This window comes from Gymnodinialimonas sp. (assembly GCF_059726805.1).
Genome location: NZ_AP041059.1, coordinates 1,053,577 through 1,070,306, shown reverse-complemented (window position 1 = coordinate 1,070,306; position 16,730 = coordinate 1,053,577). Strand labels below are relative to the sequence as shown.

18 protein-coding genes and 1 tRNA gene are annotated in these 16,730 nt (G+C 61.4%); 9 read left to right on the top strand and 10 right to left on the bottom strand.

Features of this window, described 5'->3' with window-relative positions:
• Positions 1-16: 16 nt before the first annotated feature.
• Both AC6I9R_RS05280 and AC6I9R_RS05275 read right to left on the bottom strand, forming a co-directional pair.
• Entirely contained in the window at positions 17-799 is a 783-nt protein-coding gene (locus tag AC6I9R_RS05280; protein WP_461427825.1) for an SseB family protein, read from the bottom strand.
• Positions 787-1,383, bottom strand: coding sequence for a uracil-DNA glycosylase family protein (locus AC6I9R_RS05275; RefSeq protein ID WP_461427778.1), 597 nt, complete (start codon positions 1,381-1,383; stop codon positions 787-789). The genes AC6I9R_RS05280 and AC6I9R_RS05275 overlap by 13 nt, the downstream gene beginning before the upstream one ends.
• A gap of 78 nt (positions 1,384-1,461) precedes the next feature.
• Here AC6I9R_RS05275 and AC6I9R_RS05270 point away from each other — a divergent pair, with 78 nt between their 5' ends.
• The 8 genes from AC6I9R_RS05270 (at position 1,462) to AC6I9R_RS05235 (ending at position 9,159) form a co-directional block, all read left to right on the top strand.
• On the top strand, positions 1,462-1,851 hold the full coding sequence (locus AC6I9R_RS05270; RefSeq protein WP_461427777.1) for an ArsR/SmtB family transcription factor: 390 nt from the start codon (positions 1,462-1,464) through the stop codon (positions 1,849-1,851).
• Position 1,852: 1 nt separating this feature from the next.
• Positions 1,853-2,896, top strand: coding sequence for a permease (locus AC6I9R_RS05265; protein ID WP_461427776.1), 1,044 nt, complete (start codon positions 1,853-1,855; stop codon positions 2,894-2,896).
• A gap of 61 nt (positions 2,897-2,957) precedes the next feature.
• The gene (locus AC6I9R_RS05260; RefSeq protein WP_461427775.1) at positions 2,958-4,220 is read left to right on the top strand and encodes a Na+/H+ antiporter NhaA; all 1,263 of its coding nucleotides are present in this window, start codon (positions 2,958-2,960) and stop codon (positions 4,218-4,220) included.
• Between the two features lie 174 nt (positions 4,221-4,394).
• The gene (locus AC6I9R_RS05255) at positions 4,395-5,054 is read left to right on the top strand and encodes an ABC transporter ATP-binding protein (RefSeq protein WP_461427774.1); all 660 of its coding nucleotides are present in this window, start codon (positions 4,395-4,397) and stop codon (positions 5,052-5,054) included.
• On the top strand, positions 5,038-6,804 hold the full coding sequence (locus tag AC6I9R_RS05250) for a KpsE/RkpR family capsule polysaccharide export protein (RefSeq protein ID WP_461427773.1): 1,767 nt from the start codon (positions 5,038-5,040) through the stop codon (positions 6,802-6,804). Before AC6I9R_RS05255 ends, AC6I9R_RS05250 begins: the two co-directional genes overlap by 17 nt.
• A 43-nt stretch (positions 6,805-6,847) precedes the next feature.
• Complete coding sequence (gene kdsA / locus AC6I9R_RS05245) at positions 6,848-7,681, top strand: 3-deoxy-8-phosphooctulonate synthase (protein ID WP_461427772.1); 834 nt, start codon at positions 6,848-6,850, stop codon at positions 7,679-7,681.
• Positions 7,682-7,743: 62 nt separating this feature from the next.
• Complete coding sequence (locus AC6I9R_RS05240) at positions 7,744-9,009, top strand: mechanosensitive ion channel domain-containing protein (RefSeq protein ID WP_461427771.1); 1,266 nt, start codon at positions 7,744-7,746, stop codon at positions 9,007-9,009.
• A gap of 75 nt (positions 9,010-9,084) precedes the next feature.
• Positions 9,085-9,159, top strand: a tRNA-Gln gene (locus AC6I9R_RS05235).
• Positions 9,160-10,543: 1,384 nt separating this feature from the next.
• Here the strand turns inward: AC6I9R_RS05235 and tdh are convergent.
• The 7 genes from tdh to AC6I9R_RS05200 form a co-directional block, all read right to left on the bottom strand.
• Entirely contained in the window at positions 10,544-11,590 is a 1,047-nt protein-coding gene (gene tdh, locus AC6I9R_RS05230) for an L-threonine 3-dehydrogenase (protein WP_461427770.1), read from the bottom strand.
• 11 nt (positions 11,591-11,601) lie between these two features.
• Complete coding sequence (locus AC6I9R_RS05225) at positions 11,602-12,789, bottom strand: glycine C-acetyltransferase (protein WP_461427769.1); 1,188 nt, start codon at positions 12,787-12,789, stop codon at positions 11,602-11,604.
• A gap of 92 nt (positions 12,790-12,881) precedes the next feature.
• Positions 12,882-13,451, bottom strand: a complete 570-nt coding sequence (locus AC6I9R_RS05220; RefSeq protein WP_461427768.1) for a helix-turn-helix domain-containing protein — start codon at positions 13,449-13,451, stop codon at positions 12,882-12,884.
• A 940-nt stretch (positions 13,452-14,391) separates the two neighbouring features.
• The gene (locus AC6I9R_RS05215; protein ID WP_461427767.1) at positions 14,392-14,589 is read right to left on the bottom strand and encodes a CsbD family protein; all 198 of its coding nucleotides are present in this window, start codon (positions 14,587-14,589) and stop codon (positions 14,392-14,394) included.
• A gap of 45 nt (positions 14,590-14,634) precedes the next feature.
• Positions 14,635-14,871: a hypothetical protein gene (locus AC6I9R_RS05210; RefSeq protein WP_461427766.1), complete on the bottom strand. Its 237-nt coding sequence runs from the start codon at positions 14,869-14,871 to the stop codon at positions 14,635-14,637.
• Between the two features lie 156 nt (positions 14,872-15,027).
• Positions 15,028-15,195: a DUF1328 domain-containing protein gene (locus AC6I9R_RS05205; RefSeq protein ID WP_461427765.1), complete on the bottom strand. Its 168-nt coding sequence runs from the start codon at positions 15,193-15,195 to the stop codon at positions 15,028-15,030.
• A 64-nt stretch (positions 15,196-15,259) separates the two neighbouring features.
• A complete protein-coding gene (locus AC6I9R_RS05200) occupies positions 15,260-15,619 on the bottom strand; it encodes a hypothetical protein (RefSeq protein ID WP_497863068.1) in 360 nt (119 codons plus the stop codon).
• Positions 15,620-15,715: 96 nt separating this feature from the next.
• Here AC6I9R_RS05200 and AC6I9R_RS05195 point away from each other — a divergent pair, with 96 nt between their 5' ends.
• Complete coding sequence (locus AC6I9R_RS05195; protein WP_461427763.1) at positions 15,716-16,444, top strand: Crp/Fnr family transcriptional regulator; 729 nt, start codon at positions 15,716-15,718, stop codon at positions 16,442-16,444.
• Between the two features lie 68 nt (positions 16,445-16,512).
• Here the strand turns inward: AC6I9R_RS05195 and AC6I9R_RS05190 are convergent, their stop codons facing one another.
• Positions 16,513-16,692 carry a hypothetical protein gene (locus tag AC6I9R_RS05190; RefSeq protein WP_461427762.1) on the bottom strand — a complete coding sequence of 60 codons (180 nt, stop codon included), beginning with the start codon at positions 16,690-16,692 and terminating at the stop codon, positions 16,513-16,515.
• Between the last annotated feature and the right edge of the window lie 38 nt (positions 16,693-16,730).

Sequence of the window (16,730 nt, the reverse complement as noted above, 5' to 3'; positions counted from 1 at the left end):
CCCCTCAGTCATGACCTCACCGCAAACGCGGCGGCTTGTCGGGGTCACTGCCCGGCGCCACGGGCGCCATCGGATCGGCAAGCTGGGGCAGATCGAACCGCAACCCCACCTTGGCAAAAGTGGCGCACATCGGGTCGGACGCGCGGAAAAATCCCACATCGAGGCTCCCCGCCTCCAGGCCCGAGAAACTCAGCGCGTCGCCCACCAGCTGCGCCAGCGCGCTCTCGGTGCCATCCATCGCCTCGACGAAAGCCAGAAGATGCCCGCGACGGCCATCGTCAAAACGCGTGGCCAAAAGATAGGCGAGCGAGGCGCGGCCGTGGGTTGTCGCCAGGCGCGCGTCGAGCGCGGTCAGCAGCGTCTCGGGCAGACCGTCGGGGGGCAGCACTTCATCGGGGCGGTCTTCGACCGTTTCGGGCGCCTGGCTGAGGGTGCCGGAGAGCCAGCCGATGGCCTCACGCTCCAGCACCGTTTCAAACTCGGTGCCCAGGTTGACCGCCAGACCCAACCCCGCATCCGACAGCATCCCCGCCATCACCCGGCCCGACATGCCCACGAAGGGCGCGACGTCACCGGCGAAGGCGGCGAGGCGTTCTTCGCGGTCGAAGGCCACCACGAGATCCGCGCCATCGACGGAGAAGATCTTGGGCTTGATCCGGTCGCCCTCGGCCTCCCCCTCCAGCAGCAGAAACATCTCAGACGCTGCGAGGCGGTCGAACCAGGCCAGGCGAACCTGCGCGTCGTCGGGGGCGTTTTCCATCGCCGTGAAGGCTTCGTCCAGGGGGGTCACGTTTCCAATACCTCTGCCACGCGGGCGCGCAGGACGGGCAGAAGTGCCTCCTCGAACCACGGGTTTCGTTTCAGCCACGCGGTATTGCGCCAGGAGGGGTGAGGCAAGGGGAAGACGGCGGGCGCATGGTCGCGCCAGGCCGCGACACGGTCTGTGACCGTAGATTTGCCGCCCAGGTGCCAGGCCTGGGCGTAGCCGCCCACCAGAAGGGTCAGGCGGACGTCGCCCAGGGCCTCGATCAGCCGCGCGCGCCAGGTCTGGGCGCAGATTTTGGGGGGCGGCAGATCCGAGCCCTTGGCATCGTAGCCGGGAAAACAGAAGGCCATCGGCAAGATCGCGACGCGGGAGCGGTCGTAGAAGGTCGCGCCGTCCACGCCCATCCAATCGCGCAGGCGGTCGCCGGAGGGATCGGTGAAGGGCTGGCCCGAGGCGTGGACCTTCGCGCCGGGGGCTTGGCCCGCGATCAAAAGGCGGGCGCCGGGGGCGAACCAGGTGACCGGGCGGGGCATGTGGCCGGTCACCGTCGCGGCGAATCTGTCGGCGCAGATCCGGCAGGCGGAAAGGTCTTGCTCAAGCTTGCGCAGGGTGCTCATGCCCCGCAAGATACGCCGCAAACCCAAGAAATAAAGGGCTTGCATCAATTTCGTTATTTCTATAAACATAGAAACATCATGAACGCACAGCCCACCCCCATCGACACCTACTACGACGAGCCTCAGACCCTGGAGGAAGAGGTGCCCATCGTCGCAAGCGCCTTTGCGGCCATCGGCTCGCCCCATCGCCTGTCAATCGTGCTGGCGCTGGTGCGCGCGGGCCCGAGCGGGCTGGCGATGGGCGATTTGGGTGAGCGCGTTGGGCTGACCGGATCGGTCCTGACCCATCACCTGCGCCCATTGGTGACGGCGGGGCTGGTGATCCAGAAACGCGAGGGGCGGCGGATCCTGTCCTACGTCAATCACCCGATGATCGAAGACCTGTCCAGCTTCCTGCTGGCCGAATGCTGCGCCGATGCCGCCGAGAACGGCAATAGCGGCGAAAACGCCCGCGCCCCCGGAGACTAAAATGGCTGACCAAACCCTTTCCCCGCCCCCTGCCCCGACCCCGGGTGTGATCCCGCAACTGTGGCAGCGCGTCGACAAGGTCGCCCTGACCTTCGTGCTGATCCTTGCCGTCCTGGCCTTCTTTGATCGCAGTGCGGTGCCGCCCACGCTGGCGGAAACCTGGGACCACTTCAGCAGCACCTTGCCCTTCATCCTCTTTGCCGTTGCCGCCATCGGCGTGATGAAAGCCACCGGGTCCGAGCGCCTGCTGGACGGCGCCTTTGCCGGACGCGAGGCGCGAATGATTGTCGTGGGCGCCCTGGCAGGCGGCTTGTCGCCATTTTGTTCCTGCGAAGTGATCCCCTTCGTCGCGGCCCTTCTGGCCGCAGGTGCGCCCTTGAGCGCGGTCATGGCGTTCTGGTTGGCCTCGCCGTTGATGGACCCGGCGATGTTTGCCATCACCTCGGGCGGGATCAGCTTTGAGTTTGCTGTCGCCAAGACCGTGGCGGCGATTGCCCTGGGCATCTTTGGCGGGGCCACCGTCATGGCGTTCTCCAGATCCGCCGTCTTCGCGGACCCGTTGCGCGAGAAGCCCGCCGCGAAGGGCTGCTGCTCGGCCAAGAAAGCCACGTTGAACTGGCGCTTCTGGCAAGAGGCCGAGCGTCGGAGCCTGTTTGCGCAGGCCGCCTGGGAAAACTTCGTGTTCCTCGCCAAGTGGTTGATGCTGGCCTATCTGCTGCAATCGCTGCTGATTGCCTATGTGCCGGCCTCACTGATCGCCACGGTTGTCGGCGGCGACGGGATTTGGCCGATCATCATCGGTGCCCTTGTCGGCGCGCCTGCCTATCTGAACGGCTATGCCGCCGTGCCCCTGGTCAACGGCCTGATCGAGCAGGGGATGAACCCCGGCGCGGGCATGTCCTTCATGATTGCCGGGGGCGTCAGCTCGATCCCCGCCGCGGTTGCGGTCTGGGCGCTGGTCAAGCCGCGTGTGTTCGTCGCGTACCTGGGCCTGGCCCTTGCAGGGGCGATCATTGCCGGTAGTGTCTGGAGCGTGATCGCCTGAGGCATGGACGCCCTGCCGCCCATTGGGTAATCACCCGGTGGACGGCAAAGGGAGAGCTTCCATGTATCCGGTCTGGAATTTCATCACCGGGTATTCCGTGCTTCTGGTCCTGGGCGCGGTTGTTGCCGTGGTCTGGGCCAATGTCGATGCCGAGAGCTACCAGTATTTCACCGAGTTCATGATCTGGCAGGACGCGCCGATTGGCGTGCTGGTGGCCGATGGATCCGGGGGCGCGGTGCGCGATCTGACCCTGCAGTATCTGGTGAATGACGTTCTGATGGCCCTGTTCTTCGCGATTGCCGCGAAAGAGGTGTGGGAGGCGGTGATCCTGAAAAATGGCGCGTTGCGGGGCAAGAAGGCCGCGACGCCGCTGATTGCCACCTTGGGGGGCATCCTGGGGCCCATCGCCGTCTACCTGGGCCTTGCGTATTTTCTGGGCTCTTCCACCTATGACGCGCTCGCCAATGGATGGGCGATCCCCACGGCCACGGATATCGCGTTTTCCTATGTTGTGGGGCGGATCGTGTTTGGCGCGGGGCACCCGGCGGTGCGGTTCCTGCTTTTGCTGGCGATTGCCGATGACGCGGCGGGCCTGTTGATCCTGGCGGTGTTCTACCCGGAGGCCGCGATGACGCCGTCCTGGCTGTTGCTGTCGGCGGGCGCCGCCGTGGCGGTCTTTGTGCTGGCCAATTGGCTGCCGCGCTACCTGGACCGGGGCGATCAATTGCGCCGCCGCTCCAGCTGGGTGCGGCGCAAACTGTCGTTCTGGCCCTATGCGCTTGCGGGCTGCGCCTGTTGGTATGGTTTTCAGGAGGCGGGGTTGCACCCGGCCCTGGGCCTGTTGCCCATCGTGCTGACGATCCCCCACGCAGACCGCGCCTTCGGCATCTTCTCGGCGGCGGAGGTGCATTTGCACGATCTGCTCAACACCATGGGGCGGGCGCTGAAATTCCCTGTGGCGATCACGTTGGGGTTGTTTGGCCTGATGAACGCGGGCGTCGCGTTTTCGGCCATGGGAGAGGCCACCTGGCTGGTGCTGGCGGGCCTGTTGATCGGCAAGCCTTTGGGTATCTTCGTCTTCGGCTGGATCGCGGCGCGGCCCCTAGGCCTGGGCCTGCCCCTGGGAATGCGGATGGTAGATCTTTTGGTGATCGGGATCGTGGCGGCGATCGGCTTTACCGTGTCGCTTTTCGTGACCTCGGTCGCGTTCGAGCCGGGCCCGATCCAGGATGCCGCGCGGATGGGCGCGCTATTGTCATTTGCGGCGGCCCTGATCGCGGTGATCACCGGACGGGTGACGAAAGTGCAAAAGCAGCAGATTTAGGCAGGCGCTTCACGGCGGTCTGACCGGAAGTTGCGCCATTTGATCGAAAATTCCCTGTGACTGACAAGGAAAATGGACATAATACTGCCCCAATGGGATAGTATGTTTCCAATATGGTGACATCTCGCGTGTAAGACGGGGTGCGCTGGCAGGCAATTTTGGGCGGCGTAAGAGATGTTGGAGTTTTCGGGAGTATCGAAGAGCTTTTGGACCGGGGAGCGCCGCAAGGTGATCCTGGACCGGGCCTCGTTCCGCGTGGACATCGGGTACTCGATGGGCATTCTGGCGCCCAACGGCACCGGCAAGACCACCCTGATCAAGATGATGTGCGGGCTGGAAAAGCCCGATGAGGGCATTGTGACGCGCAATGCGCGGATCTCGTTTCCGCTGGGGTTCATGGGCGGGATCATCACCAAGCTCTCGGCGATGGAAAACGCGCGCTATATTGCGCAGCTTTACGGGTTGGACCCCGATTATGTGGAGGCGTTCTGCCGCTGGGTCTGCGGGATCGAGGAATACTTCGACATGCCCGTGGGGACCTATTCTGCCGGGATGCGGTCCCGGTTCAACTTCTCGCTCCTTTTGGCGCTGGAATTTGATATCTATCTGATTGACGAAGGGATGCCGAGTTCCACAGACGCCGAGTTCAACCGGCGCGCGGGCGGGATCCTGGCAGAGCGGCTGAAAAACGCGACGGTGATCATCGTGTCGCACCAGGCCACAACGCTAGAGAAATTTGCGCGTCGCGCCGCTGTTCTGAGGGATGGCAAACTGTATCAGTTCGACACGCTGGAAGAGGCAAAGCAGCTTTATGACTATGAAACCCAAGGCTAGGAAGTTCCGCATCCGCCGCAGTGACGGCGTGGCGCCCACCGGTGAAACGCGCGGTGCGCAGGCGGTGGAGGCGCGCGCGGCGGCCTCGGCGGCCCCTGCCGCTGTGCCCCCTGGACCCAGGCAGGCGCGGGGACCGGAGGTCGAAGACACCAGCCTGCCCAATGTCTCGGAGGATGGGTTTGGCGATATGGCCCTGCCGGGCTCTGCCGCCGCAGATCGCGCGCAGGCCAGTGCGCCTGCTGGGGGCGAGACTTCCGTAGAGGCAGAGCTGGCCGCGATCCGGTCCGAAGGGCTGACCGGCAGGCAGCTGCGCATGGCGCGCCGCGCCGCACAGAAACACGGGCTGTCCCCGGCGTCAGACTTTGACGCGGTGCGCCAGTTGCGCAAACGCGGGCTGGACCCGTTTGGCCAATCCAACATGCTGGAGCTGGTCGTCAACGAGAACAAGGACGCCACCGCCCCTCCCGGTGCTGCTGCCGCGGCCGTTGGGGCCGCAGGCGCGGGAAACACATTGCCCGTGCGCGCCGCCACGGCCCAGGTGCCCGCCACCCAAGCCGCCGCCCCGCCGCCCCCGGCGGGCGTGGCCCATACCGCGGAATCGCGCGCCACTGAAATCATGAACGTGCAGCGCGACATCGCCAACCGGCGCCGTCGCAAGCTGATCCAACTGGCCACCCGCCTGGCGCTGTTCGTGCTGCTGCCCACGATGCTGGTCAGCTATTACTATTACGCCGTCGCCACGCCGCTTTATGCCACCAACACCGAGTTCGTGATCCAGAAGGCCGAAGCCTCGGCCGGGAGCAGTGGGCTTGGGGGACTTCTGGGGGGCACCAGCTTTGCCACCGTGCAGGAGTCGATCACGGTGCAAAGCTACCTGGAAAGCCGCGAGGCGATGCTGCGGCTGGATGAGGAACTGGGCTTTCGGGAGCATTTCTCGGGCGACGACATTGATCCGCTGGTCCGATTGGCACCCGACGCCACGGATGAGCAGATGTACAAGACCTACCTGCGCAACCTCACCATCGGCTATGATCCGACCGAGGGCCTGATCCGGATGGAGGTTCTGGCAGCCGATTCCGCGACGTCGCAAGCCTTCTCGGAAGCGCTGATCACCTATGCCGAAGAGCGCGTGGACCAGATGTCGTCCCGGCTGGAGGAAGACCAGATGGCCGGCGCGCGGGAGGCGTTTCAGGAGGCCGAAGAACGATCCCTTGCCGCGCAGATGCGGGTGCTGGAGTTGCAGGAACAACGCGGGGTTCTGTCAGCGGAGGCCGAGGTGAACCAGGTCTTCAACCAGATCGCCACCTTCGAGATGCAACTGGTGGAACAGCGCCTGCGGTTGGCGGAAATCCAGGCCTCGCCCCGGCCCAACCCCACGCGCGTGCAAGTCGCCGAGGAAACCATCGCGCGGTATGAGCAATTGATCTCGGACCTGCGGTCGTCCCTGACCAATGAGGGCGACGGAGAGGTCTCGCTGGCGCGGATCCAATCGGAACTGGTGATCGCCCAGGCGGACCTGGAAACCCGGCAGTTGATGCTGACCGAGGCGATGCAGGGCATGGAATCGGCGCGGTCCGAGGCCAACCGCCAATCGCTTTACATCTCCATGGGCGTGTTCCCGATTGCCCCGGACGAGGCGGCCTATCCGAAGGCGTTTGAGAAGACGCTGCTTGCACTTGTCGTCTTTTCTGGCATCTACCTTCTGATATCGATGACCGCCTCGATCTTGCGGGAACAGGTAAGCTCCTGATCCTTGCGCCACCTCGGGGCTTTGGCCCCGGGGAGTGTGCGTGATGAAGACGGTTGAGATTGGGGACCTAAGCGTCGCGAACACCGCGCCCTTGCTGGTGATCGCGGGGCCGTGCCAGTTGGAGAGCCTGGATCATGCGCGCATGATCGCGGGGCACATGGCGCAGGTCTGCGCCGACGCGGGCGCGCAATTCATCTTCAAAGGCAGCTATGACAAGGCCAACCGCACGTCTTTGGGCGGCAAGCGGGGGCTTGGCATGGCAGCGGGGCTGGAGATATTGGCGCACGTCCGCGAGGAATTCGGCTGCCCGGTGCTGACCGACGTCCACGCGCCCGAGCATTGCGCGCCGGTGGCCGAGGCTGTCGATGTCCTGCAAATCCCCGCGTTCCTCTGCCGCCAGACCGACCTGCTGTTGGCGGCGGGCGAAACTGGCGCCGCGATCAACGTGAAGAAGGGCCAGTTTCTGGCGCCCTGGGACATGGCGAATGTGGCCCAGAAGGTGGCGAGCACGGGCAACGAGCGGTTGTTGCTCACGGAGCGCGGCGTGTCGTTTGGGTACAATGCGCTGGTGGCCGACATGCGGTCCCTGCCGGAAATGGCCAAGACCGGCTACCCGGTGATCATGGACGCCACGCACGCTGTGGCACAACCTGGCGGGCTTGGCCGATCCTCGGGCGGGCAGCGGGAATTCGCGCCCGTCTTGGCCCGCGCGGCAGTGGCCGTGGGCGTGGCGGGGGTGTTTCTGGAGACCCACGAGGACCCGGACAACGCGCCCTCTGACGGGCCCAACATGATCCGCCTGGAGGATATGGCCGGGGTTCTGGCGACGTTGATGGCGCTGGACGCCGTCGCGAAAGCGCACCCGGTGCGCCTATGAGGGGGCGGTTTTTTCAACCCCTCCTCGCTGCGCTCCTCGCAGTTGCCCTGTGCGGGCCTGTCGTGGCGCAGACCGAGGGCGGGCAGCCCGATGGCACGATTGCGGTGGAAAGCGACCGGGCGCAGGATTTTGCGACGCGCGACCGGATCATGGACATCCTGGGCCAGTTGGAGGGCTATGACGATGTGCGCGCGACGGTGTCCAACGGCATCGTGACGCTGCGCGGCACGGTAGTGGATGCGGGCCGGATCACCGCGCTGAACGAATTGGTGGCGCGCGTTGAAGGCGTTGTCGCGATCGAGAACACGGTCGCGGAAAGCACCGATGTGGTGGAGCGGCTGAACCCCGCGATTGAGCGGATGCGGGAACGTGCGGTGCAGGCGATTGCGTTTTCGCCGCTGATCCTGGTGGCGCTGACCGCGGGCGTGCTGATGTGGCTGTTCGGCTTCTGGCTGGCGCGCCGGTCCTGGCCTTGGGATCGCATCGCGCCCAACGCGTTCATTGCCGACATTTACCGCCAGATCGTGCGGCTGGTTTTCGTGGTGTTGGGCGTCGTGCTGGCGCTGGATCTTCTGAACGCGACGGCGCTTCTGGGGACGATCCTGGGGGCGGCGGGGATCGTCGGCCTGGCGATTGGTTTTGCGGTGCGCGACACGGTGGAGAACTTTATTTCGTCGATCATGCTGTCGATCCGGCAGCCGTTTAGGCCCAAGGACCTGGTGGAGATCGAGGGGGATCTGGGCCATGTGATCCGCCTGACGAGCCGCGCCACGATCCTGTTGAGCCTGGACGGCAACCACATTCGCATTCCCAACGCGACGGTCTTCAAGTCGAAGATCACCAATTACACGCGCAACGATGAGCGGCGGTTCACGTTCCTTGTGGGTGTCGACCCTGCCGCTGACATCGCCGAGGCGCAGCGGATCACCCTGGCGGCGTTGAAGGAACTGCCGTTCCTTTTGGAGACGCCGGGGCCTGGTGTTTGGGTGGAGGGGTTGGGGGCCTCGACTATCGACATCACGGCGGCCGGGTGGATCCAGCAGCACGAGACGGGCATCGGCATGGCCAAGGGCGAGGCCATCCGCGTGGTCAAGGCGCGGCTGGAGGAGGCAGGGATCACCCTGCCGGAACCCACCTATAGGCTGTTGGGAACCGAGCTGCCCGGGGCGTTGCAAACCGCCCCCGCCGCCGCGACAGCGCCTGCCGCCCAGGTGGAGGTGCAGGACGTTGGCACTGACGAGGCGGCCGCCTTGCAGGAGATCATCGACACCGAGAGAGAGGCCCTGCCGGACGACGACCTGCTGCGCCGGGAAGCCCCGCAAGAATAGCGGAAAACCGGAAGGGAAAAACGCAAACGAGGTCTTGATCCCTGCCGTCGCGCGTCGTATCCCCTCCGACACAGTTGGGGTGTAGCCAAGCGGTAAGGCATCGGTTTTTGGTACCGTGTATCGTAGGTTCGAATCCTACCACCCCAGCCAAATATTTACCGCAAGCTGTTGATGCAAAACGGAAAAACGGATTGTCTTTTCAAGCAACCCACACTCCCACCCACATCACATTGCCGGTGCGACCTTCTGCCCATGTTTCTCTGCCCCGCTTTTGCGAGGTGGTCACACAGCAGACGGATAACACCATAGAGATTGACCTGAAACTGATTGAGACTCGCCTGTCTCAATTTGAGGCAAGCACGAACTCTTTAGCGCCGCGCCCGTTCCTCGATACCGATGGAGCGTCAACAGCAGCCTTCCTCCGTTACACACGAGCATCTGGCCAGAGCCCCGATTGGCTGGTTGGCGATGACGCGTAGAGCCCGCAGCCGTCCTGACCCAGTGCTGCCTAGGTGGCCAACACTGCCCCGGCTCCATGCGGAAACTAGATCCCCACTCCAAATAGGGGGGGCGGTCTGTCGCAGGGGGGGGCGGGGGCAAAAATTGGGCGACTCGGTTCATACTCCACGTTTGCCCGCGTGAGGTTTGGAAGAATTTTTTTTGAAGCTTAGTTCAGACTTCGATGGCCGCCTTAACTCGATAGATCGAACGTTTTTGACGCCCATCGCTTTACAACTGTTGGACGCGACGGAACGAAATACAAACGGCAAGTCTGAGTTCATGGCCTCACAAATAGAGTCGCTCGAACTAGCCCTGAGCCAGCTTGAGCGCGTCGAAGCCCGAAACCGTCGTGCCCGCTATATTAGTCAGCCTAGGACTGTGCAGGTCGGCTCCAAATCGCATACACCACAAACTTAGGTAAACCCGACTGACTACTACGATCAAGCTACCAAAGAGGCCGCTCTGCTTGGAATTCCCAAATCTGAGAAAAACCCGATAACTCACGCGTTGCATTGGGGTTTGGAGCGGTACGGGCAACCATGATTGCGGTATTGGAACCCGCGGCAGGGTGGACCGTAGCCCAGGCGGGGGCGATAGCCGGAGGAACTGCCTTTGGGCTCGCTTGGCACGCAGAGCGACAAAGATGGCGTTGGATTAAGCATCGCATTTCAGAACTTGCTGACGAAAAAGAGCGCCAATCGAAACAGCTATGAGGCGACCCTTTGGCTATACCGAACGTGCGCGAGCGATATGAGACTCACTCACTTTTGTTCGCCACCTGACGAATATCTCCCATTTTGCCTCTGGTCCGCCCCGGTTGCGCGGACCAAGGTTTAAGTGGCAGTTATGCGGGACTTTCCGGACCTTCGATCCGCCCAGTCCAACTGGCGCTTGCGGCCCAAAGCTGCCGTTCAGCTCATTCCTTCGATGCTGCAGCGCAGCCCGTCAAAGCCTCCGTTCGCGGCGATCGCGAAATCTGAAAGAGCTTCGGGATCCGAAATGCGGGACGAAGCTTACCTCCAGCCGCTGGCCTTCAACAGCCGCTTTGGCTCGACGTCCAATCCAAAACGACTTTCCCAGAACGCCCCGACTTCATTTCGGCAAAACCCATTTCAAAGTCTCTCACATCGAAGCGATGGGTAATGACACGAGAAACGTCGAGGCCGTTTTGAAGCATGGCGATCATTTTGTACCAGGTTTCAAACATCTCGCGTCCGTAGACGCCTTTGATGGTGATCGCCTTGAACACGATGCGGCTCCAGTCAACGGGGGACTGCCCCGGCGGGATGCCCAAAAGCGCGATCTTACCGCCCATCACGAGAGCTTCGACCATTTGGTCCAGGGCAGCTTGGCTGCCAGACATTTCCAGCCCGACGTCGAAACCTTCCCGCAAGCCAAGCTCATGGACGACGTCGTTCAAATCTTCATCGGCCACATTCACCGCGCGCAGGCATGGCACGACGTATTCCGCCAGCGCCAGTCGATCCGCGTTGATATCCGTTACGACAACGTTCCGCGCGCCCGCGTGTCGCGCCACGGCGGCGGCCATGATGCCGATGGGCCCGGCCCCTGTGATTAACACGTCTTCACCCAGTAGATCGAAGCTGAGAGCTGTATGCACGGCGTTTCCAAGTGGATCGAGGATCGCGCCAATCTCATCGGGGATATCGTCGGGCAAAGGCACCACGTTAAAGGCAGGAAGCCTGAGGTATTGCGCAAATGCGCCTTGTTCATTCACTCCGATGCCGCGCGTCCCGGGATCAAGGTGGAACTTGCCAGAGCGGGATTGGCGGCTGTCGGTTTCGACAAGATGTCCTTCGCCCGAACACCGTTGACCGAGGGTCAGGCCGGTCACATTGCGGCCCATGTCGACGATATCACCGGCGAACTCGTGGCCCGTGATTATGGGTACTGGTACCGTTGCCTTCGCCCATTCATCCCAGTTCCAAATATGAATGTCCGTGCCACAAATCCCTGTTGTCCGGACACGGATCAGAACGTCGTTGGGTCCAATTTCCGGGACGGGCGCATCTATCTGCCACAGCCCTACTTCCGGCTTCGTTTTGGCCAGCGCTTTCATTGTGTTCGGTGTCATTGGATCACCCCCAATTCACGCCCGACCGTTCCAAAGGTGGCGAGCGCACAATCCAAATCGGCCTTCGTAAGGTCGGCATTCATCTGCGTGCGAATGCGGGCCTGACCATGTGGCACTACCGGAAAGAAGAACCCTGAAACAAAGACACCTTCGTCGAACAGCCGCGCGGCCATGTCTTGGGCCAATTGCGCCTCGCCGAGCATGATTGGAACAATCGGGTGTTCCCCCGGCAGCAGGTCAAACCCGAGTTTGGTCAATCCGGCCCGCCAGTATGCAGCATTTTCAAACAGCTGTTTGCGCAGGTCCGGGCCATTTTCTACCAGTGAGATGGCCTCCAGGCCCGCAGCAACGATCGCTGGCGGCAGAGAGTTCGAGAACAGGTAGGGACGCGCGCGTTGCCGCAGCAAGTCAATCACAGGTTGCGGCCCTGCGATATATCCACCGATGGCACCTCCAAGCGCCTTGCCCAAAGTACCCGTCAGAATATCAACATCGACGCCGAAATGATCCGGCGTGCCCGCCCCGCGCGGCCCCATGAAGCCGGTTGCATGGCAATCATCGACCATGACAACCGCGCCGTAAGCATCTGCCAAACTACGGACAGCCACCAAATTGGCCAAAGTGCCATCCATCGAAAACACACCGTCTGTCGCAATCATCACATGACGCGCGCCGCTTGCTTTTGCCTCTTTCAGCTTCGCCTCAAGGTCGGTCATATCGTTGTTGGCGTAGCGATACCGTTTCGCCTTACACAACCGAATGCCGTCGATGATCGACGCATGGTTTAGACTGTCAGAAATGATGGCATCGTCGGGCCCCAGCAGCGGTTCAAACAACCCGCCATTGGCGTCAAAACAGGCTGCAAACAGGATGCTGTCGTCCTTGCCCAAGAAGCTCGCAAGCCTTTGCTCCAAGGCCCGGTGCCCAACTTGCGTCCCGCAAATGAAACGGACGCTCGCCATACCAAGCCCTTGGGTCTCCATCGCCGTTTTCGCCGCGTTAATGAGGGCGGGATGGTCCGCAAGTCCTAGGTAATTGTTGGCGCAAAGATTGATCAGATCCCGGTCCTGTACGCGCACAGTGCCAGACTGCGGTGACGTGATGTGCCGTTCCCGTTTGTAAAGGCCTTCGCCTTCAATGTCGGTCAGGGTTTGCGAAATGTCGGTAAGAAACGTGTTGGGCATGAGGTGACTCCTTGAGCACCCCATATCTGTCATAACGGAAATCATTCCGCAATCATGAATTTCATTATAGCGAATGCGCGTCCGTTAAGTCGTCATGGGGAGGCCTTAACTATGAGGAAAATGCGGGCGGGTCCGTCAATGGCCGCGATCTCATGGGTCACGTCAGCTGCATAACGTGCAGTATCGCCCGCATTCGCCTCCGAATGGGCAGAGCCGGACTTGATCCGCACACGGCCCTCAAGAACCGTCAATTGCTCAATTGAGCCGTGTGTATGCGGTTGGCTGGCCAGCACCCCCGACGCCTCAAAGGAGATGTCGTAGACCTCGTGCCCACCAGCCTCTTCCGGCGGCGAAAGGATCGCGATACGGCACCCTTCTCCCATGTTATCAATGGTCGGGACTTCGGCGGCCTTCAGAATATCTATCTTGTCGCCAGTGTCCGCTCCATCAAGCAGCCCCGCGAAATCAACATTCAAGGCTTTGGTAAGGTTCCAGAGCGTCGCAATTGTAGGGCTGCTTTCGCCACGCTCGATCTGGCTTATCATCGAACGGGATACGCCGCTGAGGTTCGAAATAGCGTCCAGCGACAAGCCCTTGGCTTTGCGGGCGTCCTTAAGCCGGGAGGGAAGCGTGTTTAAGATATTGTCATCGTGTTCCACCATGATGGAGAATTACCGCCTCCAACAATCATTGCAAGTGGCTATCGGATCGCGTCAAGGCACGGCTCGCAGCGATGTAAAGCGCGGGTACAGTGGGTTCTAGGGGGACCTGGGCGACGGCGCAGTATCGGACGGGGACAGTCCCCTGACTGATCGAGTGCGGCCCATTGCGGGCATCCCGTTGGAGATCTCTTTGCTGCAGTTCGGAGAGTCAAAGGAGGCATTCGCTGCCATCACGGCGTCTTCGCTTTCACCTTCTTCCAGCCATTCAATGACCTGCTTGCCGTCGGCAGTGTTAGCCATCGTCGCTGCGGCGAAGTCCGCACTCGTGATGTGAATAGAGCAACCTTGCAACAGCATGAAGGGAGACCAGATTGCCTTATCACCTGACACGGCAGGTCATACGTCGGGTTCCAAATGTCCCATCACATCAGCACTGCAAGTTCATTCCATTGGGATAGTGGGACGGGCTGCTAAGTGGCCTTGGGTCATATATCTCGCCGAAGCCTTCGACCAAAAGAGCGGTGCTCGGTGCGGCGCGTTTGGGCGTCACATGAACCTAGCGCGGGGCTTGCCCGCGCGGTGTCCGAGGCCACTCGAAGACTCATCGCCGGCCGCTTAGCCATGTTTCAGGGAAGCTTGGTCTTTACTTACGTCGATCTGACGCCCCGCTTTAGCAATTGTCGGGCTTTGGCCGCGCAGAGACCCGACTTGCCAAGATCCTCGACACTGTAACTTCGGGCGTCTCTCTTTTCTCAGCCAGTGCTCTTCGTCCGATATGAAGGGTAATTGATGCCAGCTAACGGACTACCTTCACGGATCAACACCAAAGTGCCCGGATCCGAAGGTAAACATGCCCTCTGTGCAACCATCCCCTTGCAAACGTGCACGCAAAAAAGGCCCTCGCGAGGAGGACCCTTAATCTTTTGACGGCTTGGCACTGTCAGATGCTGCTCAGCAGCTTGTCGACCGTCTCACGCACCTCGGCTTTCGACTGGCCCAGCTTTTGCTGCAGGACGCCTTCGATCTGTTCCCGATCGCCCTTGGCGGCTTCCAGGTCGTCGTCGGTGAGGTCTCCGTAGCTTTCGCGGAGCTTGCCTTTGATTTCGGTCCATTTGCCTTCGATTTGGTCGCGGTTCATAGCGTCTCTCCTTGGTGTGTGGCTGTGGCTTGATGCAATGTCGCGTCAGTTAGATGCGATTTCGTCGTTCTCGGGCGGGGTGATTTCGATGCCCGGTACGGTCACGGTCTCTTCGATGATTTCGACCGAGCCGACCTCGGCTTCGAATTCCGGCAGGTTGCCGCCTTCAACGCTCACGTCGGGCAACGCGCCTTGTTCGGTCTGGTCGATGTCGACCATGTAGATGCCGACAACAGCGACGATTGCAGCGATGGCGACGGCGAAAATGGTTCCGGTTCTCATATCTCAATCTCCTTTGCTTCTGTCCGTTCAACGGCCGGGCGCGCAGAGGGTTCCGAGTTTTTTTACAAATAAATTCAATTGGATAAAGAAAAGGGGTGAACGGTCACGAGGTCAGACCGTTCACCCCTTTTAGCGCACCGCGCGGTGCAGACGGCGTCAGCTTCGGCCACTTACGGCCCGCGCCAACAGCGAAATGACGAACAGGACGATGAACACGAAGAACAGGATCTGTGCGATCCCTGCGGATGCACCAGCGATCCCTCCGAAACCGAAGAGCGCGGCGATCAGCGCAATGACTAGAAATGTGACGGCCCAGCGTAGCATGGCGTGTCTCCTTATCAGTTACACACCCACAACCCCTGTTCCGGCAATCGGTTCCAATAATATCTCAGAAAACCCGCAAATCGGTTAACAGGGCGATAACGTCCTCGGTCCGGAAGGGCTCATTGAGAAGGTGCAGACCATGCTGCGACGCGGCTTCGGATCTATGTCCGTCGTCGAGCAACACAACCGGGGTGCCGTTCAGGGCCCACGCGTCGAACTGCGGTGCGCTCAGCGTGCGTTCAAGACCGCCCGAGGCAAAGACCACCGTGGCCCGATCTTCGGTGACGTCCGCAAAATCAGTGTACACCACCACGTTCTGGGCGCCCGCATTCATCAGAATGTCGCGCAGATCCTCAGCCACCAACACGTTGGAGTGGATGATGATGCAGGGCGCGTTCGCCTGCCCCGAAGGTGGATCGCGCAATTCGTCGGGTGTGGTGGGGCAAATCTCCATCGCGCCATTTGGAACGATTTCACGTGTCGTGCATTAAACTAGGACATAGCAACGACGAAAAGAGACATGGTTACTGATTGTGCAAATTGCCCGCTTCGTAAACGGGATGTCTACGATACGCTTAACGGGGACGAGATTACCTTCATGCGCCGCTTCAAGGTGGGCGAGTTGAAGGTCGATCCCGGTACGACCCTTTTGATGGAAGGCTCCAATAGCCCGCAATTGTTCACCGTTCTGAAAGGCATGGGCCTGCGCTACAAGCTTTTGCCGAACGGGCGAAGGCAGGTTGTGAACTTCGCGTTGCCCGGCGCATTTCTGGGCCTGCAGGCCGGTGTCATGGGTGAGATGAAGCATTCGGTAGAGGCGACCACACCAATGGTGCTGTGTGTCTTTGACCGGGCAGAGCTGTGGAACCTGTTTAAATCCGAGCCCGAACGGGCGTTTGACCTCACCTGGCTATCCGCGATGGACGAACATTTTCTGGGGGAGGCCTTGGCCTCGGTCGGCCAGATGAGCGCGATGGAGCGGATGTGTTGGGGATTGCTGCGCTTCTACGCGCGGTGTGATGACCTTGGGCTGACCAACGGCGACCATTGCCCGTTCCCGTTTCGCCAGCAGGATCTGGCAGATGCGTTGGGGTTGTCGCTCGTCCATACCAACAAGACGTTGATGAAACTGCGGGACAAACAGATCTTGTCGCTTGAGGACGGAAAACTGGGTCTCCACGATCGCGAGAAGATGGAAGAGCTTGCGATGATCGAGATTGACCGCCCCGCGCGACGCCCGTTGATCTGACCGGCACCGCGAAGACGTGAAGAAGGGCTGCTCCGACATCTCGGGGCAGCCCTTTTTTCATGCATTGCCTATTGCGTTGTGGCGCTTGCTTCCGGGATTCCTGCCGCCTGTTCGTCGGCAGGAACGCCCTCCACAAGCAGCGCGGTGATGGCGAACAGGGCAGCTGCCCCAACGGCCATGGCAATGCCCCACAGCGATGGTTTGTGCCTGCGGGCTTGACGGTCAAGGTTGGTATCCGGTGCGGACATGTGTCTTCTCCTTCTGGTTCAAAAGTCTAACGCCCGCC

Excerpts from the sequence above, each read along its gene's own strand:
- AC6I9R_RS05275 (WP_461427778.1), bottom strand. The coding sequence starts at position 1,383 with ATGAGCACCCTGCGCAAGCTTGAGCAAGACCTTTCCGCCTGCCGGATC.
- AC6I9R_RS05270 (WP_461427777.1), top strand. The coding sequence starts at position 1,462 with ATGAACGCACAGCCCACCCCCATCGACACCTACTACGACGAGCCTCAG.
- AC6I9R_RS05265 (WP_461427776.1), top strand. The coding sequence starts at position 1,853 with ATGGCTGACCAAACCCTTTCCCCGCCCCCTGCCCCGACCCCGGGTGTG.
- AC6I9R_RS05260 (WP_461427775.1), top strand. The coding sequence starts at position 2,958 with ATGTATCCGGTCTGGAATTTCATCACCGGGTATTCCGTGCTTCTGGTC.
- AC6I9R_RS05255 (WP_461427774.1), top strand. The coding sequence starts at position 4,395 with ATGTTGGAGTTTTCGGGAGTATCGAAGAGCTTTTGGACCGGGGAGCGC.
- AC6I9R_RS05250 (WP_461427773.1), top strand. The coding sequence starts at position 5,038 with ATGAAACCCAAGGCTAGGAAGTTCCGCATCCGCCGCAGTGACGGCGTG.
- kdsA (WP_461427772.1), top strand. The coding sequence starts at position 6,848 with ATGAAGACGGTTGAGATTGGGGACCTAAGCGTCGCGAACACCGCGCCC.
- tdh (WP_461427770.1), bottom strand. The coding sequence starts at position 11,590 with ATGAAAGCGCTGGCCAAAACGAAGCCGGAAGTAGGGCTGTGGCAGATA.
- AC6I9R_RS05225 (WP_461427769.1), bottom strand. The coding sequence starts at position 12,789 with ATGCCCAACACGTTTCTTACCGACATTTCGCAAACCCTGACCGACATT.
- AC6I9R_RS05220 (WP_461427768.1), bottom strand. The coding sequence starts at position 13,451 with ATGGTGGAACACGATGACAATATCTTAAACACGCTTCCCTCCCGGCTT.
- AC6I9R_RS05215 (WP_461427767.1), bottom strand. The coding sequence starts at position 14,589 with ATGAACCGCGACCAAATCGAAGGCAAATGGACCGAAATCAAAGGCAAG.
- AC6I9R_RS05210 (WP_461427766.1), bottom strand. The coding sequence starts at position 14,871 with ATGAGAACCGGAACCATTTTCGCCGTCGCCATCGCTGCAATCGTCGCT.
- AC6I9R_RS05205 (WP_461427765.1), bottom strand. The coding sequence starts at position 15,195 with ATGCTACGCTGGGCCGTCACATTTCTAGTCATTGCGCTGATCGCCGCG.
- AC6I9R_RS05195 (WP_461427763.1), top strand. The coding sequence starts at position 15,716 with ATGGTTACTGATTGTGCAAATTGCCCGCTTCGTAAACGGGATGTCTAC.
- AC6I9R_RS05190 (WP_461427762.1), bottom strand. The coding sequence starts at position 16,692 with ATGTCCGCACCGGATACCAACCTTGACCGTCAAGCCCGCAGGCACAAA.